Consider the following 23,547-nt stretch of genomic DNA (forward strand, 5'->3'; position numbering starts at 1 on the left):
CGCGACCTACGATGTGCGCTGGCACACAGCCAGTCATGGGGAGGACGATTTCGTGAGCTCGGTTCATCCGGAGCTGTCGCAGGAGCAGGCGTTCGTGGACCGGGCGTACCAGCTCCTCGACAAAGGGTTGGGCGACGCCGAGCGGAGCATGGCCGACTTCCAGTCCCAGCACCGGTCGACGGCGGTAGCCATCCAGCGGGCACTACGAGTGCTGAAGGAGTCCAAGGGGACCGGGCAGCTCGTCTTCGGCAAGATGCGCTCGGACGGCGAGGACCTCTACATCGGTCGTCGGCGGGTCCGTGACGAGAACTACGAGCCTGTGGTCGTGGGCTGGCACGCCCCCGCCGCCCAGGCGTTCTACGAAGCATCGCCGACCGAACCCGGTGATCTCTCGCTGAAGCGAGTCTTCACCGAGGAGCAGCGTCGTCTCGTCCGCGTGATCGACGAAATCGTCGCTTCGAGCGCAGGTGACGCGTCCGACCCCGGGGTGGGATCCGCTTTCAGCGACGCCCTGCTCGAGGAGCTGGACCGCTCCCGGGACGGCGCGATGCGCGACGTTGTCGCGACCATCCAGTCCGAGCAGTTCCGCATCATCCGGGCACCCCTGGACCGCATGGTCGTGGTCCAGGGAGGTCCCGGCACCGGCAAGACGGTCGTCGGACTCCACCGCGCCGCCTGGCTGGCCTTCAACCACGAGGAGCTCCGTCGTGCGGGGGTGCTCGTGGTCGCTCCCTCGACCACGTTCCTGACCTACGTCAGCGGCGTGCTCCCGTCGCTCGACGTGACGGACGTCGACCAGGTGGAGCTGCAGCGCCTCTACGCGGGAGAGGCAGAGGCCGTGAGCGCCGAGGAGACGGACACCGCGCGGATCAAGGGGACGGCCGCCATGGCTTCGGTGCTCGCCAGAGCTCTCGAGCAGAGGGTCGGCTGGGGCGACGACGACCTGGTGCTGAGCCTGGGTGCGGACCGCATCACGGTGCCCGCCGAGGACATCAGAGTGATCGTCTCCGACGTCTCGGCCCGACGCCTTGCTCACTCCGACGCCCGCGACCAGGTCCGGGCACGCCTGTCGCAGCTCGCCCACGAGAAGCACCGTGAGGAGCAGCGCGCTGCCGGGCGCCCCGTCCGAGCGAACGAAGCCACCATCCGGAGGTTGTCGGCGTTCACGAACGCCGTGGACAGGATGTGGCCGAACTTCACGCCGGAGGAGCTTTTACGCAGCCTTTACGGGACGCAGACCTGGCTCCTGCGCGCCACGGACGGGCTGCTGACCCCGGACGAGCGAGCGCGGCTCTACCGACCCATGGCCGAGTCGATCGGCCAAGAGCCGTGGACCGAGGCCGACCTGTTCTGCCTGGACGAGGCCGCCGCTCTGCTCACCCGAGACACGGTGACCTACGGCCACCTCGTGGTCGACGAGGCGCAGGACCTCTCCCCCATGCAGGCCAGGGCACTGGCCAGACGATGCCCTCACGGGTCCTTCACCATCCTCGGGGATCTCGCGCAGACCACCGGCCCCTGGCTTCGACGCGACTGGACCGAGCTGACCCAGCATCTCGGGAGCACCGCGACCGACCTGCAGACGCTCAGCATCGGTTACCGCGTCCCTGCACCGGTGCTCGAGCTCGCAGCGCACCAGCTGCCGTTGACCGGGGAAGATCTCGTGCCGCCGACCTCCATCAGGTCCGGGCTCGGGCCGCCGGAGATCCTGGACGCCGGTCCCGACGGCCTGCAGGACACCGTGGTGACCGTCGTCGAGGAGAAGGTCGCCGCCGGCATGTCGACTGCGGTGCTGGTCCCCGACGCCACCTATGACGACTGGCTGGCCTCGCTGCGGTCGGCCGACCTCGCGCCCGGGGACGGACGGGACGGTGACTTCGCCGCGAAGGTGACCGTGGTCCCCCAGTCCGGCTGCAAGGGTCTCGAGTTCGACGCGGTCGTGCTGGTGGAGCCGGCTGAGCTCGCTGCGGAGTCGCTGCACCCGCCTCGGGCGCTGTATGTCGCCATGACCCGGTGCACGCAGGACCTCACGGTCGTCCACGCAGCGCCCCTCCCTCCCGGCCTCGCAGCGCCCGCCCCCTCCCCCGCTAGGGGGGAGGACGATGCGGACGTCGAGGCCCTGGCGGAACCGGCACCGCCGGAGGACCCTCGCCTCTCCCACCCGGGCACCGAACCGCGTCCGGACCTGCACGAGATGGTCGACCGCCTCTCCGACGCTGACGCCGACCTGCTCAGGTCCCTGATCGGCCGCCTGCTCGACGAGGGGACACCTGATGCCTTCTGAACCCCGCACGCTGACGCCCGAGCTCGAGCGTCGGCTCGCGACGCAGGTGGACGCGTGGCGCCGTGATCTGCTCACCCTCGACCGACGCCAGAAGCTGGTCTACTTCAAGCACACCCGGACGGCCTCGATCGAGGTCGCCTCGCCCGGAGCCGCGGCGCTGTTCGAGCGCGTCTCCCGACCGCTGCTGGTGGCTGCCGACGAGGAGAACACGCCTCGGGACGCCATGGTCGTGGCGGGCAAGACCGCAGCGGAGACCGTCGCCGCCTGCCGGCGCCTCGACCTGAACGCGCAACAGGTCTACGCCGACCGTGGCTTCTGGACGCTCTACCTCGGGATCGGGATGCTCCGCTGGGTCGACCCCGCGGACGGCAAGGCGGCCGAGGCCCCCGTGGTCCTGTGTCCGGTGACGCTCAAGCGAGCGGGGAGTCAGAGTCCTTACTTCGTCTCACGCAACGAGGACGACGTCGTCGTCAACCCCGCGCTGCGTCTCCACCTGGAGAACACGTTCTCGATCAGCCTGCCGGACGTCGACCTGGACGACCCCGACCCCCGGAAGGTGATGTCGTCGTTGCGCCAGTCGGTCGCCGGTCGGGCTGACTGGTCCGTGGACGACCGTGCGGTGATGACGACCTTCAGCTTCCACAAGGAGGCCATCTACCGCGACCTGATGGACCACGAGTCCCACGTCGTCAGCCACCCCGTGGTCCAGCTCGTGGCCCTGGGCGCTGACGCACCTCACGTCGACGCCTTCAGCTTCACCGCACCGGGCAGCAGCGGGAACATCGACGAAGAGCGGCCCCCGGAGATGCTGCACAGCATCCTCGACGCCGACTCGTCGCAGCGCGCGTGCATCATCGCAGCGCGCGACGGCCGCAGCTTCGTGATGGACGGCCCCCCGGGTACGGGCAAGAGTCAGACCATCGCCAACATCGTCGCCGAGCTCATCGCCGACGGGAAGCGGGTGCTGTTCGTCTCGGAGAAGGCTGCCGCGCTCGACGTCGTCCGCGACCGTCTCTCGGGCAAGGGGCTGGGCGACTTCACCTTCGAGCTTCACAGTCACGCCGCCACCCGGCGTGAGGTCGTGCGTCAGCTGAACGAGGCGCTGACCCGGCGTTCGACAGCCCGCGGGGCCTTCACCGAGGGCGAACGGCACACGCTTCAGCGCACACGTTCCGACCTCAGCGGCTGGGCAGCTGCGGTGAACGAGGTGCGCCCCGGGCTCGGCCGCTCGTTGTTCGAGGTCCTCGGACGGCTCGTCGAGCTGGACCAGGTCGAGCACCGCCCGCACGAGTCCCCGGCAGAATGGCTCGACCTCACGCCGACGCGGCTCGACGACCTGCTCGACACGGCCGGCCGTCTCTCGCGGGCCTGGCGACCCGCGAGAGACGGCGACGACTTCCTCTGGCGCGACCTGGCGGTCTCGCAGCACTCACGGGCTCAGATCGATGAGGCTGGTGCGGCGACTGCTGCCCTGGCGGACGAGGCCCGGGCCCTGGCCATGCGGTCCCGGTCCGTGGACGAGGACCTCGCCCTGTCCTGGCCGACCGACGAGCGCTCCGCCCGCACCCGCCTCGCCCTGCTCGAGGCGCTCGAGGCGCGGCCGGTGGTCCCGCCGCACTGGCTCACCCGGCCAGACCTCCGGGCGGTCCTGGACCGAGCGGCTCAGCTGGAACGCGCCGTCGACGAGCACGACCGGAGCACCACCGGGCTCGCCGAGGTCGTGGGAGCCGACGGGGTGGACCGGATCGACCCGGACGCCTGCGCGGCAGTCACCGGTCTGGAGGACCTCGGCGCCGTCGTGCTCTGGAGCCCGGCGCCGTCCACCACGTCGACAGACCTGGACGCAGCCGTCGACTTCCTGCGCGAGTCACCCATTCGACTGGCGCAGGTCGTCGAGGACGCCCGTCAGATCGGCAGCATGCTCGGCATCCCGACCGAACGGGTCACCATGCGCAGAGCGGTCGAGCTCGGCCACCTGGCCGCGCTCGGTGGGTCGTCCGCACTGCCCGAGCGCGCCTGGCTCAACCCCGCCGTCCAGGCCGCGCTCCAGGAGTCGATGCGCGCGCTCAGCTCCGTCGTCGAGCTCGTCCGAGAGCGCCGGCAGGCAGTCGAGGAGGTCTTCACCACCGAGGCTCTCAACACCGACCTGCACGCCCTCGAGGTCAGGTTCCGCGACTCGCACACCGGCCTGCGGGCCTTCAGCGCCGCGGCAAGGGCGGACAAGAAGCTCCTCCGGTCCATCAGTGTCTCCGGACGATCCGACAAGTCCGTCCGCGCACGGCTGCCCGAGGCAGTCGCCTGGCGCCGCGCGGAGGCGGCGCTCTGGGACACCGAGCAGGAGCACAGCGGCCGGCTGGGTTCCTACTACCAGCGCACCGCCACGGACTTCGGAAGGCTCGGCGACGCTCTGGAGACCGCCCGGCGCGCCGTCGAGCTGGCCGGCAACGACCTCAACGGCGGTCCGATGGGCGACCAGCTCAGCCGGGACGGGAACCCCGACCCTCGTCTGACGGTCGTCTCCCAGAGGCTGCTCAGCGCAGCCGGCTCGTGGTCGACGGACGCGGCCAGGCTCCTCGGGGAGGAGGTGTCCGCCGGCTTGCAGGACCTCCCCGTCGACGTCGCAGCGGATCGCGCCCAGGACACCTTCGTGGCGCTGGAGCCGGTGGGCGCTGCTGTCCGTCATGTGTCGGTGGCTGCGGGTGGCCCTCGCACCGTCGAGCAGGCGGTGCTCGTCCACGCGCACTCCATCCGGCTCGCCTCGGCCCTGGTCAAGATCTACGACTCGTACTCAGCGGACCAGGAGCTCCTCGGGGACCTGTACCAGGGCCTCGCCACCGACTGGGGGGACATGAGGAAGGCGCTCGACTGGACGACTGGTGTGCGCGACCTTCTCGGCGGTGCCGCGCTCGACCGGCAGGCCGAGCGCATGCTGAAGCCGGTCGTCCTGTCGAGCGACCTCCGCGCGTCGCTGGAGACCTTCGGCCGTGCCCTGGACCGCTGGTCGGTCCTGTTCGAGGGTTCGCGCGCGCTCGTTCTGCGTGCAGAGGTCGCATCCGACCTCGGGGACGGAGTGACGCTGCTCGACGACATGCACCGTTCTCACGTGACCGACATCAACGAGTGGGACGCCTACGAGACGTTGAGCCGTTCGCTGGCACAGTCAGAACTCCAGGCGGTGGTCCGACACCTGGTGCGGTCGAGGACCGACGCCACCGCGGTCCCGGGTGCGATCGAGTGGACCGTGCTGCAGGCCTGGACCGAGGCTGTCGTCGCCTCCGACGAGCGTCTGGTGCTCAGTCGCTCCGCTGACAGGGACTCGCTGGTCGAGAAGTTCCGCAACCTGGACCGCGACCAGGTCGGTCGCGCCAACATCTCTGTGGCAGCGGCGTGCAGTGCCCGGCGGCCGAGCTCGGTCACGGGCTCCTCGGTCCAGCTGATCCGACGCGAGGCGCAGAAGAAGACACGCCACCTCCCTATCCGCGACCTCCTCGCGCGGACTCACGAGATCGTGCAGGAGCTCAAGCCCTGCTTCATGATGAGTCCGCTCTCGGTGTCGCAGTTCCTACCGGGTGACATGACCTTCGACACCGTCATCTTCGACGAGGCCTCCCAGGTGCTGCCCTCGGACGCCATCAACTGCATCTACCGGGCGGGTCAGCTCATCGTGGCGGGTGACGAGAAGCAGCTGCCTCCGACCTCCTTCTTCGCCCAGGCCGTCAGCGACGAGGACGTCGACGAGGACCTCGACCTCTTCGAGTGCGTCCTCAAGTCCTGCAAGAGCTCGCTGCCGTCCCTCCCGCTCACCTGGCACTACCGCAGCCAGCACGAGTCCCTCATCACCTACAGCAACTACCGCTTCTACACGCCTGACGGCGACGCCCTCCAGACGTTCCCCGGTGCGACGTACAGCGCGCCAGACCTCGGGGTGGAGTCGTACGTCGTCAACGGCGTCTACCAGCGCGGGAGCAGCCGGGACAACCCGGTCGAGGCAGAGGCCGTGGTCGACCGTGTGCTGTTCCACCGTCAGCAGCATCCTCACCTCTCCATCGGTGTCGTCACCTTCTCGTCGGCACAGGAGAACGCCATCGCCGCCGCCCTCGAGCGCAGGTCGTTGTCCGAGCCGTCGCTGGCCGGTCTGCTCGACGACCACGACCGCCTGAACGGGTTCTTCGTCAAGAACCTCGAGAACGTCCAGGGCGACGAGCGCGACATCATCGTCTTCAGCATCGGGTACGGACCCGACGACCAGGGCCGGTTCACGATGAACTTCGGTCCGGTGGGACGTCAGGGCGGATGGCGCCGGCTGAACGTCGCCATCACCCGTGCCAGACGCCGGGTCGAGGTCGTGACGTCCTTCCGCGCCGGTGAGATGCGTGAGGGGTCCAACGAGAGCCTGGCTCATCTCCGCGGCTACCTCGACTTCGCGGAACGTGGACCGTCAGCGCTCGGCATCGAGGACGCGGACGACGGCCGGGACGACAGCGACGCACTGGTGCGGGACGTCGTGGCAGAGATCAGCTCCTGGGGGTACGACGTGTCGACGAAGGTCGGGAGCGCCGCCTACCGCGTGGACATCGCGGTACGGCACCCGGACCGTCCGGGCGAGTACGTGGTCGGCATCGAGTGCGACGGGCCGACCTACAGGGACGCAGCCAGCGCCCGCGACCGCGACCGTCTGCGGGAGTCCGTTCTCCGCGGGCTCGGGTGGCGCCTGCACCGGGTCTGGGCCGTCGCCTGGTACCGCGACCGTCGCCAGGAGTCCGCCCGGCTGCGCCAAGCCATCGACGCTGCCATCTCCGGCGGCAGCGGCACGAACCTCCCGGAGGCCCCGGCGCCGGTCGCACTGGAGACCGAGGAGGTGGACCTCGACGCTGCACCGGACTGGGCAGTGCCCTACCGCGCGTTCCTCCGCTCCCCCGGGGGACCAGCCACCCCTTGGCCTCGGTCGAGGCACGACCTGCGCTGCAGGCCTACATCTCCCAGGTGCTGGCCACAGAGGCTCCGGTTCACCGCGACCTGCTCTCGAAGCGGGTGCGTGAGGCGTTCGGAGTCGGGCGGGTCGGGTCGGCGATCAGGCAGAACGTCGAGTTCGTCACCACTCGCCTCACGATCGAGGGCGAGCCGGTGACCACCGACATGGGCGGGTTCTTCCGTCTGGGGCCCGCAGAGCGGGTACGGGTGCCGGCCGACGACGACGAGATCCGCACCGTCGCCCAGATGCCACCGGACGAGATGGACCTCGCCGTCGTGAACCTGACCCGGGACGCCGTGACGGTGGAGGACGAGGCCCTAGTGGGCGCGGTGTGTCGCCTCTTCGGCTGGCGTCGGGCAGGCGGAGACATCCAGGCCGCTGTGCAGACCTCGGTGGACCGCTGCCTGCGCGCGGGGACGCTCGTGCGGCAGTCGAGCGGGGTGCTGCGGGCAGCCTAGATTGTGCCAGCCACAGATCTGCGATCCGGGCCCGCCATCGACTCCGAACGTGGTGGTCGCGGCATTCCGCTCCACCGAAGAGTCACCCGCCGATAGACAAACCGATTCTCGGCGATCAAGCACTGCTCTCGGAGAACCGCAATAGCACCGCACCCGCGGTGCAATTGATGTAGGCAGTACATGTGATCTCCCGGCACGAAACCCTGAGCCGGTGCCACCCCGGCGTTCCGCCGGAACGGCACCTGCAACTCGACTGACACGAGGTCGGGCAATCGACGCAAACTGTCTCCCCCGCAGAAGTTGTCGCGCAGAGTACAACTCCCCGCAGACGACTACGGCGCCAATCAGTCCGCCCGCGAGGTTAATCCAGTCCGGTTCCTGAGCGAGAAGCCCGACATCAATCACAGCGCCCAGTCGATCCGCTCCAAGCGAAAGGCCTAGATGACCCAGCCACTGGACGACGATCAGGAACACGCTGGCGACCCCGCTCCCGCCTACGACCGGGAGGCGGAGGTCCGCAGGGTCTTGGCGAGCGACGAGAGCCTGATGGGGCGCATCTACTGCTACGAGCGTGACAAGCTCACGCCCCAGCAGATCGCAGATGCGGAGGGCAATCAGACGCCCGCATTCGTCTACAACTACCGGCTCCAGATCAACTCCATCGTCCACGGCGAGGTCCCCGACAGTGCGTGGGTGGCACGAGGCGTGGCAGCAAAACTCCGCCGCTGGCTAAGGGTCGTTGAGCTGTCTCCCGATCTCCGACGCGATCTGCAGAAGCTCGAGTCGACAGCCAGGAGCCGGGCCGACGACCCCGACGCGGAGGCTGACCTTCTCAAAGAGGCGGTCACCAAGACCGTCGAAGCAGAGCAAAAAGCCGGAGCCGGCATCTACGTCTACACGCTCCCCCACTACCTTAAGCACCCAATCGACCCCGCGTCTGGCAAGACGCTGTTGAAGGTCGGACACTCCGCGAGGGATGCTCACTACCGAGCCGGATCCCAGGGCAGGTTGACTGCGCTGCCCGAAGATCCGCTCCTCCTGAGGATCTACCCGGCGCAGGAGTCGTCCAAGACCGAGCGGGAGTTCCACGCCTGGCTCCGCGATGCCGACCACGTCGCGGGCCGCACGCGCCGCGCCGGCTCCGAGTGGTTCGTGACCTCGGTCAAGTTCCTCGACCGGATCGCAGGGTCACTGAACCTCGAGGTGATCGAGGTCAACCAGTTCGACACGAGCGACGACGCATGACCTCGGTCTTCGGGTGGCTCGATCAGGACGACGCCCAACGCGCAGCGATGAGTGACGTCATCAAGATGTTCCAGGACCCCGGAAGTGTCGACGAGCTCGGTGTCGGCGCGATCCGCGACGCCTACTCCAACTCGTTCTTCCCAGGGACTTCGGTGCTGCACACCCGTGTGCGCTACCTCCTCTTCGTACCCTGGCTGATCCAGGAGGCGTCCCGGCGCGGCAAGCCGATGGACCAGGCCCGCAAGGAGCTACGGGAGCACGAGGTTCGATTGATCCGTTCCCTGATCGAAGGCGGGATGAAGTCCGGAGTCATCGGCAGCCAGGCGCAGGACCGGCTCAAGACGATGCCGAGCCAGACCTACTGGCCCGCTCTTCAACGACTCGGCATCGTCCGGTGGGACGTCAGCATCGACTCACATCTGCGCCGAGCGACCCAGAGCGCGCGCCTCGGCGTCGAGGTCACCGAGGCAGACTCGCCAGACCGTGGCAGCGTCGACCTCGGCTGTGACCGGCAACTGCCACCGCGGCCCCGAGACCTGCTCACCTCAGCGACATTCGACCTCACCACCGACGAGGCCTCCTACCTTCAGTCGGTGTTCGCACGTCTCCCCGGCAACAGCCTCTTGTCGTGGCTGGCGGTACGCCCGGAGGCCGCCACCGGTGACCGCCTGTGGGACTCACCCGCTGTCGCGGGACTGCCAGCGGAACTGGGAAGCCGCGTCGACCACGCCCGACGACTGCACCACGCGTGGCACGGCGCACCCCTTCTCTACAACCTAATGCTTGCCGAACTCGAGGAGAACGACGACCTGACCGAGGAATACCACGAGCGACTGACGAGGTGGGAAGACGAGCTGCACGACCACCGCGTGTTCGAAGGCTGGTCCAGACCCGACTTCTGGACCGTCACCCAGGCTCTGAACCCGCGACTTCGCCGCAGCACCCGAAGCTTCGTGGAGCGCTGGTTTGAGCTGGCCGAGGCTGGCGAGCACGCGGGCAAGGACGCCCGCGAGCTCGTCCGAACCCGCGAAATGCAGCTGAAGAATAGGCGTAGCCGGCTGTTGGACGCGCAAGCGCGCCAGACGTGGACCCCGGGAGCTGGCACAGGGCGCCTCGCCTTCCGGTGGGACATCGCCCGCAGTTTCCTCGGCGACGTGCGCGCCGCCCTCGACCCCGACCTCACCTCGGCGGGCGCCGTCGAGCCGGAGCGTGCCTGATGCTGAATCCCGAGAACCGACACCTGCTGACCGACGCGCTGCGGCCACCTAGCGGTTTCACCGTCGACGTCGCCCTCGCGACGACGTACACGCTGGACCTGCACTCGTTGCTACTGGCGCCCCTGGCGATGGCGGCCTACGACCACACGTCAGCGGAGACCCCCGATGCCGCGACCCCGGTCGCCCTCCTCGAGTCGATCCGACGCCACGCAGAGCACACCACCGTCCTGTGTCAGGCCGCCGGGATCCACGTACCAGGGACCTACCACCGGCTTGCGGCCTTCGCCGAGGGCATGGTCGCCGAGGTCGTACCCCCGACGGGTGGCACCTTCCATCCCAAGATCTGGGTCATCAGGTTCATCGACGTCGACGGCACTCGACGCCATCGTTTTGCCTGCCTGAGCAGGAACCTCACCGGCGACCGCTCCTGGGACACCGTGCTGGTCTGCGAGGAGGACCCCGCCACCGAGGCGCAGCTCGACCCTCAGCCCGTCGCCACCTTCGTGCGCGAGCTGCTCGGTTCGCTCGTACGGCCTCTTTCGCCGGAGCGTCAGGCACAGGTGCTCGACCTGTGCGACAGCCTCGCTGGCGCACCCCTGGCGGTCCCGTCGCCCTTCACCGCAGCCCGGGCCGTGCCGCTTGGCACCCCGTCAGGCGACAGCTGGCCTCTGCCGGAGCGTGCCTCGCGCCTGGCCGTGATCTCACCCTTCCTTGAGTCGTCCGCTCTCGGGCGACTCCCTAAGACAGACGGCCGCAGCATCCTCCTCTCCCGTACGGAGACCTTCGAACGGGTCGGTCGCGACGCGTGTGGCGACGCCGAGACGCTCGTGCTCCAGGCGATGGCCGACGTCGTGTCAGCCGAGGAGGACCCTGCGGATGCGGTGAACACAGACCGCGCGACAAGCGGGCCGCCTCCCCGCGGTCTCCACGCCAAGGTGTTCGCGTGGGAGGAAGGCCGCACGAGCCACCTCCTCACCGGGTCAGCCAACTGCACTGCTGCAGCGTTCGGCGCCAACATCGAGATGTCGGTGTTGCTGAGCGGGTCGAAGGCCGTCTGCGGGATCGATGCCGTACTCGGTGATGCCAAGACCGGACTGCTCGCGCTCACCCAGCCGCACGAGATCGTCGAGGCGGACGGGGTGGAGGACTCGACTTACGTCGTCGAACGTCGCATCGAGCAGTGGCACGCGGCCCTCGCCTCGAGGTGTCCGACACTGTCCGCGGAGACGACTGGCGACGACTTCTGTCTGAAGCTCGACGTCAATCTCCCCGCGGACCCGCACGGTCTCGCCAAGTCGACCACCGTGCGGCCGGTGGCTTCGAAGAACTCGCCCGCGCGACCATTGGGCTCGGACCTCAGCTGGCGGAACGTCAGCTTGCACGGCCTGAGTCCCTATCTCGTGGTCAGCACCACGGCGGGCGTCGACGGCTTTCCGCTCGTCCGGGAGTGCGTCATCCTCTGCGAGATGGTGGGGGCGCCAGGGGACCGTCTCCGTCGCCTGTTGCGCGACCTGCTGTCGCGTCAGCAGGACGTACTGCGCTACTTGGCACTTTTGCTGGGCGATGTCGGAGCCTCCGACCTGCTCGACCGGCTGCTTGCCGACGACGACCCGGATGATCCGGACGACCAGGCGGATGGTGGCTTCAGGCCGGGATTCCACGACCTCGTGCTGCTCGAGCCGCTGGTCAAGGCCGCGGCGCGCAACGACGACGCGCTCGTGCGCGCACACCGACTTCTCGACGACCTCCGCGACTCGGAGGGCAACCTCACCCAGCTCGACGAAGACTTCCTGCACCTGTGGCAGGTCGTATGGGAGGCAGCTCAGCGATGACGAATAAGTCCGATGGCCCGACGTCCGAGCAGTCGGGCCGGCCCGACGTGGAACACGAGCTGCGCCAGCTCAAGGACTTCCAGCGGCGCACCGTCGATCTTGTGCACGATCGCCTCTGGAGCACAGAGGACCCGACTCGACGTTTCCTCGTCGCTGACGAGGTCGGCCTCGGCAAAACGCTGGTAGCCCGCGGCGTCATCGCCAAGACCATCGACCACCTCTGGGATTCGGTCCCCCGCATCGACGTTGTCTACATCTGCTCGAACTCCCAGATTGCCCGCCAGAATCTTCCGAAGCTACGCGTCGGCGGCGATGTCGAACGCCACCACGCTGACCGGCTCACCATGCTCGCCACCGAGCTGCGTCACCTCGAAGGACGCAAGCTCAACTTCGTCTCTTTCACCCCAGGCACTTCCTTCAACCTGCGCAGCAATGGCGGGAAGGTCGAAGAGCGAGTCCTGCTCTACTGGTTGCTCAAACTGACCTGGAGCTCCGAGGTACGCCCGGGGCCCTGGATGAACTTCTTCCGCGGCCGCGTGCGAGTCGAGACCTTCCGCCGTCGAGTCGACGAGTTCGACCCGTCCCACCTCTCGGCTGACCTCGCGCGGGACTTCGCCGAGAGTCTGCAGACCCCCGGGTTGGAAGGACGCGCGCTCATCGACGACGTCCGCGAGTGCGTCCAGCGGTACCGCAACGCCGGCGGGCGCGTGTCGTCCCAGCTCAGTTCGGACCGTTACTGGGTGATGGGGAAGTTGCGCAGGATGCTCGCTCGTGCCGCTGTCAAGCGCCTCGAGCCCGACCTCGTGATCCTCGACGAGTTCCAGCGCTTCAAGGACCTGATGGCAGACGAAGGGGAAGGCGCCGAGCTGGCGCGGGAGCTCTTCGACCACGGTGACGCTCGGCTTCTCCTCCTCAGCGCTACTCCGTTCAAGATGTACACGCTGCCCGACGAGCCCGAGGGCGACGACCACTACCGCGACTTCGTCGACACCGTGGGCTTCCTGGCCGGCAGCGACCGGGCCGCAGCCGTTCAACAGCACCTCGCCGACCTCCGCACTGGGCTGTATGCGGATGACGGCGACAAGGCTAAAGCCGCGCGGGACCTTGCCCAGACCGAGCTGCGTCGCGTCATGTCACGCACCGAGCGGTTGGCTACCACGCCCGACCGTGACGGCTTCGTCGTCCCGCACGAGCTGCCGGAGACCTCGCTCCGCGCAGACGACGTCCGCGACTACGCACGTGTCAGCGCTGTGTCCAAGGCGGTTGGGGGCCAGGAACCGTTGGAATACTGGCGGTCCGCGCCGTTCGTGCTGGAGCTCATGGAGGGCTATCAGATCAAGCAGAAGCTGCTGACCCACGCATCCGACGACCCTGCTCTGGTCGATGCGGTCGACCGTGACGGCGGGTCCAGACTGCGCTGGTCGGACATCGTGCGCTACGCACCGCTCGAGCCGGGAAACGCGAAGATGCGGGGGCTGATGGCCGACGTACTCGACCGCGGAGCCTGGCAACTGGCGTGGATCCCCCCGTCCCTGTCCTACTACGACCTCGATGGGCCCTACGCCGACTCTCGGCTCTGCGACTTCACAAAGCGGCTGGTCTTCTCTTCCTGGGCTGTCGCCCCGAAGGCAATTGGCACAGTCCTGAGCTATGAGGCCGAGCGACGGATCAACGAGGTCGCCGCGACCTCGAGCCGATCAGCGAGCCTCAACCGGTATGACGGACCCCGGGCAACCGGATTGCTGAACTTCCAACAGTCCGAGGGGCGACTCACCGGCATGCCAGTGCTGAGTCTCCTCTATCCCTCGGTTGCCCTGGCAGAGGCCGGCGACCCGGTCACTGTCGCTCGCAACCTCGGCGCCACCTTTCCCCTGTCCTGGGAAGACATGGAGCGTGTCGTCCGAACCCGCGTCAGGGGCCTCCTGGACACCCTTCCGAGAGGTCCGTCGGGAGGCATGAGAGAGGACGCCGACTGGTACTGGGCAGCGGGGGCGCTCTTGGACCGAAGTCGTGGGCTCGACCGGATCGCCACCTTGCCCTACGGCTCGTCCGATGACGAGCCGGACGACCGCCGACGGTTCGTCGACCACCTAGCCGAGGCTCGAGCGCTCGATGCCACGCAACTCGGACGCCGCCCTGAGGACCTCGAGGACGTCCTCGTCCTCCTGGCGGTCGGAGGTCCCGGTATCGCCGCACTGCGTGCCCTGTCGCGGGTCTCGGGTGGAGAGTCGGTCATCTCCACCCAGGGCACACGCGACGGGGCCTCCCGGATGGCGTGGTCGCTGCGCAACCTCTTCAACAAACCCGAGCTCATGGGGATCATCCGTGGTGCTGGCCGCGATGCGTACTGGCAAGACGTCCTCGTTCACTGCGTCCATGGGGGCCTCCAGGGCGTCCTCGACGAGTACGTCTACCTACTCGACCAAGCCGTCGGCCGTGACGACCCGACCGACAAGGCGTCCGCAATCGCACGCCGCTTCGACGAGGCAACATCGCTGCGCACGGCGACCCAGACATTCACCGACGTGTCCACCGCCGATGGCCAGGTCAAACTCGAGTCCCATCGCACGCGCACCCACCTTGCCGTGCGGTTCGGCCGCGGCGTCGCCGAGGACGACAAGAGCGTCATGCGCGAGGGGCAAGTGCGCGAAGCGTTCAACTCACCGTTCTGGCCCTTCGTGCTGGCCTCGACTTCCGTGGGTCAGGAAGGCTTGGACTTCCACCACTACAGCCATGCCGTAGTCCATTGGAACCTGCCATCTAATCCAGTCGACCTGGAGCAACGCGAGGGGCGCGTGCATCGCTACCAGGGCCACGCCGTGCGGAAGGACGTCGCAGCCAGCTACCACGACCATCCCGCCGTCGTGAACGCGGACAACCCGTGGGCCTGCATGTTCGAGCTCGCGCTCGACGAACGCAAGGCTGGACTCAGCGACATCTACCCGTCATGGGTCCCACCCATGGACAAGGGCTCGGCACGCATAGAGCGCTACGTGCCGGCGCTCCCCCTGAGCCGTGAGAGCCACGCGCTCCAGCGGCTGCTGCGCACGGTCGGGGCCTACCGCATGGTGCTCGGCCAGCCACGTCAGGAAGACCTGTTGAGATACCTCGGCGAGCGGGCGCACGACTTGACGGGGTTACAGATCGACCTGGAGCCTGGCCGCTGAAGATCTAGCGACTTGCTCTCTAGTTCCCGGCACATCTAGGGCTGTCGCGGCCAGGTGCTCGTGGACCGACTTATCAGTTGTTGGGCAGGGGCTGAGCAACGCCGAGCACGGCCGAGAACGAGTGTGAGGTCAAGGGGGATCCGGCGAATAAGATCCTGGAGATGTCATGCTGGAGATCGTGGTGGATCTGCCCTTGGAATTCTCGAAGCGCGAGGCCTTGATGCACGCGCTCGCGACGGAGTTCGCGCAGAATGCGGTTCTGACGAGCAAGTGGCTCGGGCGAGTCGATTTCGGATTTGGTCCTGAGCGCGTCAAGGACGTAGGCAAGGGAATCTGGAATCCGTCGGCCTACGTCGGCACACTCACGATCGTCAGCGACCCCGACAGCGAGTACGACGACGGCGATCATGGCGACTCGCTGTACCGCTACTCTTATGAGAAGCGGCCGGCGGGCCAGGACCCGCTAGGCGGATCCAACATCAAACTTCGCCAAGCAATGCGCCTGGGTCTACCCATTGTGATGCTCCGCAAGATCTCCGACGGTCGGTTCGTTCCTGTCATGCCGGTCTATGTCGTGAAGGAGGAACCCGAGCATCGTCGATTCCTTCTGGCTCTCGACGAGAGTCTCCGTTTCCTTCCCGACCCTGCTCATCTCACCGAGGACCAGCGTCGCTACGTCGAGCGGGTCGTTCGCCAGCGCATGCATCAGCCGGAGTTCAGATCGCGCGTGCTGGGCGCTTACGAGCTGAAGTGCTCGGTGTGTGACCTCAAGAAGACCCCCCTCCTCGACGCCGCGCACATCACGGCCGACGCGGCGGTCGAGGGCCTGCCTGTGGTCACCAACGGTCTTGCTCTGTGCAAGATCCACCACGCTGCCTACGACGAGAACATTCTCGGGGTCTCACCCGACTACGTCGTGCACATCAACGATGCTGTGCTCGCTGAAGTCGATGGCCCGATGCTGAAGTACGGCCTGCAGCAGATGGACAAGGGAGCGCTTTGGGTGCCGCGACGGGTCGAACATCGCCCCGACAAGGACCGCCTCGCCGATCGATTCGAAGCCTTTAAGAGCGCTGGTTGACCACACGAGGCGCCGTTCTGGTCTCTCGGCCAGAGGCCTAGGGGCTCCAACCGCCGGTCATTGATCCCACCGCTGCAGACATCGCCTCGGGTCCTGGACCTATCGGCGCAGTGACATCGGCTCGCGAGTAGGCGAAGAGTCTGATTCATCACCGGGGCGGTGCTAACTTTCGATCCGGCGGCCGGGAGGCCTCAGGAACCCATCCGTGTAGATGGGGCCGACCTCGGGTTCCGGGGATGCTCTCGCCATCGCGAGAGCAGGAGGGAACCGAGCAATGGCGGTAGTGCACATCAGCAATCAAGGTGGGGCCTCCCGGCGGCCGACACCCACCGCATTTGTCCAGCAAGTAGCCCGCCGCGTCGACGTCCCGGTCACTTACGCCAGGGACGTGCTCACGCGGTCGATCTTTCCCTACCGCAGGGTCGAGGTCCGCAAACGCACTGGCGGCCAGCGGATCCTCCACAGCCCGGAGCTACCGCTGATGAGGATGCAGCGATTGTTACTCGACGACCTCCTGCCGTCCGCGCCCACTCACGCGAGCAGCTACGGCTACGTCCCCGGCGCATCGGTGCTGGATTGTGCAAGCGTGCACCTTCGCAGCCACACGGTGGTGCGGATCGACATCGCTGACTTCTTCTCCTCGATCACCGAGCGGCACATTTTCCGGGCACTGTCGACAACCGGATGGCCCTCTCACATCGGCGGACCTGTGGCAGGCGCGCGAACGAGCCACGTCGGTCCGAGGATGAGCCGCTTGCTTGCGTACGAACTCGCGGTCCTCACAACGGTGAGCCCCCCAGGGTCTGCCACGTGGCCGAACCGCGGCACGGGGTCGCGAGTGATCGACGAGGACAGCGCGATTCCGCGGGCCCATCCGTACTCCGGCCAGACCGAGGGATTCCTCCCCCAGGGCTCGCCAACGAGCGGAGCACTCTCCAACCTGGTGATGCGGCCGATCGACGACCTCGTCCACGACGTCGCGCGCAGAATGCACCTCAGGTTCAGTCGGTACTCGGACGACCTCTTCTTCTCCTCCACGCGTCCGATAACGCCGGACACTGTCGCCCGACTCGTTCACGAGGTCCGCGCGGCGCTCCAGATCATCGGGTTGCATGTCAACGACAGCAAGACACGTGTCGCTCGGCCGGGGTCTCGTCGAACTGTGTTGGGCGTCCTGGTGGACCAGAGCGCCCCCCGTGTGGGGCGGGACGTCCACCGCCGGATCGACATGCACCTCCACGGCAGCCGCCGGTTCGGCATCGATGAACATGCGGAGCATCGCGGCTTCATCGACCCTGAGGACTTCCGTTCGCACATGCAGGGGCTGATCTCGTGGATCCAGATCGTCGAGCCGGGTCGTGGTCACCGCTATGCCGAGGACTGGGCGCGCGCCATCCGCCATTCTCGCCTCTACGCATCCCCCGACCTCGCCCTGGGAGAATCGATCGCCGCCCTCAGCCCAGTGAACCCGCCGACTGAATCCGCCGCGAAACAGTCGATCGATGACCTCATCGTGGCTGGCGTTCGTTATCGATCGACAGTCGAATACTTGGAGTTGCTCCGCTTTATCGAGCGCTTTCACCACTATGCCCCTTCAACGCGATGCTCGTGAACCTGCAGAGACCGGGCGCCCGCTACGTCCTTACGCGATCTGATTGGCGTTCGCAGTACAAGCGGGTTCTCGCTCCGGGGGCACAATCCCTGGTGATCCTCCAGCCGCGAGGGCCCTACATGGTTGTTTATGACGTCGGCGATACCGAACCCATGCCGGGCGCACCACGCCTACCGCGAGAGGTGACCGATCCACTGGCGGCGCGGACACCGTCGACGCCCCGGGCTGTCGCCGACATCTGGAGCCGGACCATCGACAATGCCATCCGCGATGGAATCCGGGTGTCGATGGTGGACACCGCCGCTGGAGCAGCCGGTCAGGCGTACCGCAACAGGGGCCGAGGGCAGCTGGAGCGACCAGGATCGCGAAAGCAGCCCCGAGAGTATTTCGAGCTGCGCATCGAGGTCGAGGTCAACCGGAACCTGACTGCTCTCGACCGCTATCTGACATTGGTACACGAGCTGGCCCACGTCTATTGCGGGCACCTCGGCGCCCTCTCGGACGAGCCGTGGCCTGACCGCGAGAAGGGGAGTGAGGCTCGAGACGAAATCGAAGCCGAGTCGATTGCCTACGCGGTGGTGTCCCGGCTGGGCCAGCAGATCGAGATGGGCGACTACATTCTCGAGTACGCACAGACAACAGAGTCGGTTCCGGCCGACGTCGAACTGCGCATGGTTGCGAGGGTCACGGGTGACATCGAAGCCATGGGTAAAGCGCGGTTGCCCTCACGGCCCTACGCTAACCGGTAACGGCGCACGAACGGGCCCGGCTCAGCGGAGTGAGCTGGTAGGGCTCGACATTGGCACCACTGCGGAAGGGCGCCTGCACGGTTCCGTCGTCCGCGCCGGTGATAGCACCCCAGCGCAACGCGTCAACGAACGCCGCGAGCCTGTTGGGGTCGTCAAAGCGTGAAGGCTCGATCTCGTCCGGAAGCCCGCGATGGGCGAGGGCGCTGCGGCCCAGCTCGAGCTCCCACACGACGCGGAGCTCCTGCCCGAGCCGATCCTCCTGCACGGACTGGAGCGTGACCGCGTGTTGAAGCTGCGCGGTGGCGTCGTCTGCAGTGCTGCGTCCTAGCCCTTGCTGCTGCACATCGACGACCGCCCAGTTGGCTCCACGCACGGTCACGATCTGACCGACATCGGGTACAGCGCTTGGTGGACTCACAACGGTTGGCACACCGGCGACCCTAACGAGTCCCCGACATCATCTGGCCACTTCACGGATACCTCCTGCTGGCGGCATGACTTGCGAACTAGCGGAGCCCCGCTACCCACAGGCACGCCTGCGAGGAGTGTAGGACGACAGTCGGATGTCATGTAGGACGACAGGTCGGATGGAGTTGAGCGCGACCCGGTTCGTCGGCCCGCTGGATCTGGACTAGCGGCTCACCCCGTCCGGCCAGATGATCCGGACGGACTTCCCTTGAGTGATCGCGTAGTCAACGACGTCCCCCGTGCCCCCGGTCCCGGCGGCGGGTTTGCCGTCCCAGACAGCGACCAAGAGGTCCGAATCGTCGACGACTCGTTTGCCTGCTGCGTAGAACGCCTCTTCCGATGGCTCAGCGAAGTCGAGTGTTGTGACGGCCTCTGCTTCCGAGAGAAAATGGACGTACCGCTCGCGCGTTGAGTCGTCGAAGGTGGAGGCGTAGCCCTCGCTTGGGACTATTACCTGTAGGGACAATCCGTGACCGAGGGCAATCTCGGCGCACTCCTGGTCGGCACCTTCGGCGAGGCTGCCTACCAGGGCAGTCGCGTGCGCCTCGACCAGCACTACCGGCAAACGTTCACGGAGATAGTCCACTGCAACGCTCGGGAGACCTTGGTGTCCCGTAACACCTACCGTGGTCACAGGCTGCCCTTGTCGGCAAGCGCCCAGAGCATCCGACCGGCGGGAGTGAGGAACACATCGTGATGCTGCAGCGTCGCGAAGTAGAAGTCCTCGTCGTTCTCGGTCGTCGCCAGTCCCACGTTGCGGAGCCGCTTGAGGTAGTCGAGTTCCTGCTGCGCAGGCGTGCCCGGTGAGGAGAGTGGACGGCCCTCTCCTTCGTGTTCGTCGGTCAGCGAGATTCGGGACGTGGCGGTGTCGAAGTGATCGGGCAGGTGCCGCGCGTCCTCTGCCGAGATCCACTCCGGGCCGCTGCGAAGCAGGACAGCATCGGTCACGTGAGCCTTGAATACCGGTGTCTGCTCCCAAGCGTCGAACGCGCGCGAAGCGTGCGCGTACAGAGACAGGGCGGTGATGTTGCCCAGGTGATCGGTTGCCGCACCGTCGAGGCCATCAAGGAGCAGGCGCGTGAACTCCCCGTGTCCTGCCGATTCCATCGAGACCTCGGTGGACTTGGATGCGGCAAGGACCGTTACCCCTTCGGACAGTGCCGCGATGGCCTTACGGAAGTCCGGGGCAACCTGGGTTGCTTGCAGCCCTGGGGTGTTGCCGACATCGCCACTGAAGCAGCAGTCGAGCACGATGGTGACGGTGCTGGCTGCGCTGTTGTTGGCCAAGGTCATGAGTTCGTTGACCGGGACGCCGTCGTTGTCAGAGGTGACGAGTTCCGCGCCTCGGATGTCTTCTCGGCCGTGCCCTGAGAAGTAGAAGAAGAGATCCTTGCCGCTCGCGTTCTCGAAGAGTTGGGCCATGGCCTCCCGCAGATCAGGACGGTCGACGGGATCCGCGCCGTGGTCCGCTGTCAAGATGGCAACAGTGAAGTTCGGCGCACCGTCGTCATGTCTCGCGAGGCGGGTGGCAATCCCTTCGGCGTCGGCGACACACCCGTACAGAGGTCCGCGCGCGTAGTTGTTGATTCCAACTACCAGTGCCCGGCGGTTCCGATGCGACATCACGCCCATCCGGCGGCGCCCGCGTTCTTCCCAAGGTTGGCGCACTGGTCGACCATGTTCGCCACCGATTCCCACTTCCAGGCAGTAACGCTCTTCCGAGCGAGCCCAGTCGGCAAGGTCGATGTCGCTCCGGCACCGTTGACGTAGACGCCGAAGCAGGGCACGTTCTGCGCTCGTGCCATCTCGATCTCCTTGACCACGCCTGTGGCGGTGCTCATGTTCTTGCCGACAAGCACGATAAGCATGTGACAGTTGTTGATCTTGGACTTGATCAACTTCTCCCACTCGGCTTGGGGAAGGGCGGTCTTCGAGGACCAGTCTTCAACAGCGAAGGGGGTAGGCGAGTCCTTCTTCGCCTGCCCAGCGAACATAACCTTCACATCAGAATCATTGTCGAAGTCGAAACTAAGGAAAGCGCGGGGCAGGGACATGGGTACTCCTTGGGGTTGGTGTTGTCCGTAAATGTAGGTGAGGGCACCGACAGTCCTGGTGGTCATCGGCAGGGTGGTTGCACGTTCCCGACGTCAGGGAGGCACGAACGTTCCGCATGCAGTCACCGACACATGGCGCACCGCGGGTGACACCGATTCCAGGTGTGCCGGACATGCAGGCTCCTCAAGTGCCGTCCGGCGTCGGGAAGGGAACGCCTGACATCTGCAACGCGGACGCGTGGCAGTTCTAGATCAGCATTCCCGGTCACCGGGTCCGGGCCGACACGCCCAACCGCGAGGTGAGTCAGTACCCGCCGAACATGCGGGCGACGGCGTGGTTGACGCTGATGGCCCCGACGGCAGCGGCTTGGGGGTTTGGCTGTTCGCTGAGGGTTTGCTCGTAGTCAAGCCGTTTGCGGACTGCGTCCGGTGGGTCGAAGCAGACCCCGGCGTCTCCGGCGAGGCACCAATGGGCCTGGGCGACGGCGGTGGGCTGGGTGTCGCACGTGATGGCCTCGTCGCCGCCGTGGGCGAACTCTTGGCTGAGGGGCACGTCACCGGAGACGCGGTTGCAGTGGGGGCAGACGAACGCCATGTGCTTGGCGCCGCTGGTTTTGGTGACGCGTCGTCCCATGTTGGCTGCGGTGAGATTCCGTGCCCCAGCCCATTCCGCTACGGCTCGTTTGATGTCGTTGTCGTTCTCGGGCCGGTCGGGCGAGAAGACGCCGACTCGGAAGGTGCTGAACCCCTTGCTCTCGCAGTTGCCGGTGACGGTGGTTTGAGCAACGTCCCAGACGACGAAGTCCTTGCGACAGTTCCAGCACGCCGTGGAGAGGACCTCGACTTCGGTGTGCGCCGGTTGTCCGTTCGCCACCCAGTCACGGTGCTTGAGCCGTCCAGTTAGTAGACGCTGGATCGTTTCGGAGAGGGGGATGTCCTTGGTCCCGACGGTCACGACTGGGTTGTTCTCGTCGTCGATAGCCAGGGTGAGAATGGGGAGGTCTCGGCTTGTGAGCGGGAGTCCGTCGGTGTGGCGGGCGAACCACGCGGTCGAGGCAATTCCGGCATCGCGGTACCGCTTCTGTCGAAACTCGTAGTCAGTGAGCGACTGACGGCTCCACTGCACTTCGAAGGCGACACGAACGTTGCCACGGGTTGCCATCACGTCGGCAACCCAGCCATCCCCCGGAACTTCCGGTTCGGCATGCCATCCCGCCGCTAGGGCCGCATCCACGATTGTGGCTTTCGCTAGGAGGTGTTGGGCCGATTCACCTGCGCTGCACCCGTCACCGCCGGGGTTGTGCGCGAAGTAGGTGGTACCTAACTTGCTGGTCTTCGCGTGGCCTGCGAACCCGCAGGGCAGGGTGATCGTGCGGCGCTTGGCACGCCCGTCCTCCACGAGGGCAGTCCACTGTTCCGTGGTGAGCAGACTGCTGACGACACGTTCTCCATCGACTAACCCGACTAGCGGCATCTGGACCCCACCTCTTTCCTGTCCGGTGTGTATCGGAGGCCACCGACGTCAACTGTTCTGATTCATGGCCTTTAACTGGGCGGGAAGGGGCTGCCCGCAACAGGCTGGCGCGGCGCCCGATGCGCAACCCGCGTCAAGTCAAGTGCGGGTTGCTTGCATCCAGAGCGCGATGTCGAGGATGCGGAGGTCGGACCAGTCGACTGTCCAGGTGGGGTGTTGTTCGAGCACGTTGTCGCGGGCGGTCTTGATCCAGTGGCGCACGGTCGGGTGAGTGCTGAGGTACGCGAAGACCTGGATGTCGCGACCGAACGATCCGAGCCGCCCAGGTTTGTTTCCCGTGAGTCGGTTGTCGGCGAGGTACTTGCAGACCTGGGAGTCGCGGACCGGAAAGAGCATCGGGCGCTTGCGGGCGCAGGTCTTCGAGGCCATGACCCACTGATTAGTGTCGCGCTTCCCCAGCGCCGGGAGCATCGTCCTGATGGCGGTGTAGAGGTCGTACATGTGATCAAGGTGCTGCGGGGCCACGTCGGAGAGCGGCAGAGTCGCAGGAAGGTGGTGGAGTTTGCTGCCCACGATGGTGCGGAGCGGCCCGGGGTTCATCAGCGCCCGCCCGGCGTTCGGTGGCACCTCCATGCTCAGGGTGGTCACGGCCCACAGGTCGGCGGCGGTAATGGCGTACTCGTCGTACTCCTCAACGTCCAGGAACGTTGCCCCGGAGTAGGCACCTGCTGGGTCGTAGTACCGGACGAGGTTGCCGACGGCGTGCTCGACCGAGTCCTCTCCCCCAGTGAACGCCATCGCCGTCTGTGCCAGGCCGGTCGCGAACATGGACTCCTCGACCGGCGCCCACCCCTTCGGCAGCGTCAGGGTCCGTCCGTCGCCGTAGGCAACTGTTGGTAGGGCCTCAGGGGTGCTCATGTGGCGATGGTGCCCG

The 23,547-nt window shown here is 66.7% G+C and carries 15 protein-coding genes and 1 pseudogene; 10 read left to right on the plus strand and 6 right to left on the minus strand.

The annotated features are described in order from the left end of the window. The first annotated feature begins 52 nt into the window (after positions 1-52). From ENKNEFLB_RS19345 to ENKNEFLB_RS19390, 10 genes and pseudogenes are all read left to right on the plus strand, one after another. Complete coding sequence (locus tag ENKNEFLB_RS19345) at positions 53-2,284, plus strand: HelD family protein (RefSeq protein WP_214056860.1); 2,232 nt, start codon at positions 53-55, stop codon at positions 2,282-2,284. Continuing rightward, a pseudogene (locus ENKNEFLB_RS19350) lies at positions 2,274-7,055 on the plus strand (DUF4011 domain-containing protein); the annotation flags it as partial. The gene ENKNEFLB_RS19345 and the pseudogene ENKNEFLB_RS19350, both read left to right, overlap by 11 nt. A gap of 353 nt (positions 7,056-7,408) precedes the next feature. Next, complete coding sequence (locus ENKNEFLB_RS19355; RefSeq protein ID WP_214059690.1) at positions 7,409-7,714, plus strand: hypothetical protein; 306 nt, start codon at positions 7,409-7,411, stop codon at positions 7,712-7,714. Positions 7,715-8,155: 441 nt separating this feature from the next. Then, positions 8,156-8,959: a GIY-YIG nuclease family protein gene (locus ENKNEFLB_RS19360; protein WP_214056862.1), complete on the plus strand. Its 804-nt coding sequence runs from the start codon at positions 8,156-8,158 to the stop codon at positions 8,957-8,959. Beyond that, positions 8,956-10,176 (plus strand): DUF6361 family protein, encoded by a 1,221-nt coding sequence (locus ENKNEFLB_RS19365; RefSeq protein WP_214056863.1) that lies wholly within the window; start codon positions 8,956-8,958, stop codon positions 10,174-10,176. The genes ENKNEFLB_RS19360 and ENKNEFLB_RS19365 overlap by 4 nt, the downstream gene beginning before the upstream one ends. Further along, positions 10,176-12,008, plus strand: a complete 1,833-nt coding sequence (locus ENKNEFLB_RS19370; protein ID WP_214056864.1) for a phospholipase D family protein — start codon at positions 10,176-10,178, stop codon at positions 12,006-12,008. The genes ENKNEFLB_RS19365 and ENKNEFLB_RS19370 overlap by 1 nt, the downstream gene beginning before the upstream one ends. Further along, positions 12,005-15,175 (plus strand): helicase-related protein, encoded by a 3,171-nt coding sequence (locus ENKNEFLB_RS19375; protein WP_214056865.1) that lies wholly within the window; start codon positions 12,005-12,007, stop codon positions 15,173-15,175. The genes ENKNEFLB_RS19370 and ENKNEFLB_RS19375 overlap by 4 nt, the downstream gene beginning before the upstream one ends. Before the next feature lie 166 nt (positions 15,176-15,341). After that, complete coding sequence (locus ENKNEFLB_RS19380; protein ID WP_214056866.1) at positions 15,342-16,256, plus strand: HNH endonuclease; 915 nt, start codon at positions 15,342-15,344, stop codon at positions 16,254-16,256. A 388-nt stretch (positions 16,257-16,644) separates the two neighbouring features. Further along, a complete protein-coding gene (locus tag ENKNEFLB_RS19385) occupies positions 16,645-17,868 on the plus strand; it encodes a reverse transcriptase family protein (RefSeq protein WP_214056867.1) in 1,224 nt (407 codons plus the stop codon). 92 nt (positions 17,869-17,960) lie between these two features. Beyond that, complete coding sequence (locus tag ENKNEFLB_RS19390) at positions 17,961-18,617, plus strand: hypothetical protein (protein WP_214056868.1); 657 nt, start codon at positions 17,961-17,963, stop codon at positions 18,615-18,617. Here the strand turns inward: ENKNEFLB_RS19390 and ENKNEFLB_RS19395 are convergent. From ENKNEFLB_RS19395 to ENKNEFLB_RS19420, 6 genes are all read right to left on the minus strand, one after another. Next, positions 18,607-18,996, minus strand: a complete 390-nt coding sequence (locus tag ENKNEFLB_RS19395) for a hypothetical protein (protein ID WP_214056869.1) — start codon at positions 18,994-18,996, stop codon at positions 18,607-18,609. The two genes, ENKNEFLB_RS19390 and ENKNEFLB_RS19395, sit on opposite strands and share 11 nt — an antisense overlap. A gap of 252 nt (positions 18,997-19,248) precedes the next feature. Beyond that, complete coding sequence (locus tag ENKNEFLB_RS19400) at positions 19,249-19,641, minus strand: LOG family protein (protein ID WP_214056870.1); 393 nt, start codon at positions 19,639-19,641, stop codon at positions 19,249-19,251. A 74-nt stretch (positions 19,642-19,715) separates the two neighbouring features. After that, positions 19,716-20,717, minus strand: a complete 1,002-nt coding sequence (locus tag ENKNEFLB_RS19405; protein ID WP_214056871.1) for a caspase family protein — start codon at positions 20,715-20,717, stop codon at positions 19,716-19,718. Next, entirely contained in the window at positions 20,708-21,139 is a 432-nt protein-coding gene (locus ENKNEFLB_RS19410) for a TIR domain-containing protein (RefSeq protein WP_214056872.1), read from the minus strand. Before ENKNEFLB_RS19410 ends, ENKNEFLB_RS19405 begins: the two co-directional genes overlap by 10 nt. Before the next feature lie 304 nt (positions 21,140-21,443). Continuing rightward, positions 21,444-22,538 (minus strand): competence protein CoiA family protein, encoded by a 1,095-nt coding sequence (locus tag ENKNEFLB_RS19415; protein WP_214056873.1) that lies wholly within the window; start codon positions 22,536-22,538, stop codon positions 21,444-21,446. A 213-nt stretch (positions 22,539-22,751) separates the two neighbouring features. Beyond that, entirely contained in the window at positions 22,752-23,531 is a 780-nt protein-coding gene (locus tag ENKNEFLB_RS19420) for a DUF6308 family protein (protein WP_214056874.1), read from the minus strand. Positions 23,532-23,547: the final 16 nt, after the last annotated feature.

The organism is Nocardioides aquaticus (assembly GCF_018459925.1).
Lineage (GTDB): Bacteria > Actinomycetota > Actinomycetes > Propionibacteriales > Nocardioidaceae > Nocardioides > Nocardioides aquaticus.

What these genes read in the sequence shown, in the direction of transcription:
- ENKNEFLB_RS19370 (WP_214056864.1), top strand. Translation starts at nt 10,176, where the DNA reads ATGCTGAATCCCGAGAACCGACACCTGCTGACCGACGCGCTGCGGCCA.
- ENKNEFLB_RS19360 (WP_214056862.1), top strand. Translation starts at nt 8,156, where the DNA reads ATGACCCAGCCACTGGACGACGATCAGGAACACGCTGGCGACCCCGCT.
- ENKNEFLB_RS19420 (WP_214056874.1), bottom strand. Translation starts at nt 23,531, where the DNA reads ATGAGCACCCCTGAGGCCCTACCAACAGTTGCCTACGGCGACGGACGG.
- ENKNEFLB_RS19405 (WP_214056871.1), bottom strand. Translation starts at nt 20,717, where the DNA reads ATGGGCGTGATGTCGCATCGGAACCGCCGGGCACTGGTAGTTGGAATC.
- ENKNEFLB_RS19380 (WP_214056866.1), top strand. Translation starts at nt 15,342, where the DNA reads ATGCTGGAGATCGTGGTGGATCTGCCCTTGGAATTCTCGAAGCGCGAG.
- ENKNEFLB_RS19365 (WP_214056863.1), top strand. Translation starts at nt 8,956, where the DNA reads ATGACCTCGGTCTTCGGGTGGCTCGATCAGGACGACGCCCAACGCGCA.
- ENKNEFLB_RS19410 (WP_214056872.1), bottom strand. Translation starts at nt 21,139, where the DNA reads ATGTCCCTGCCCCGCGCTTTCCTTAGTTTCGACTTCGACAATGATTCT.
- ENKNEFLB_RS19375 (WP_214056865.1), top strand. Translation starts at nt 12,005, where the DNA reads ATGACGAATAAGTCCGATGGCCCGACGTCCGAGCAGTCGGGCCGGCCC.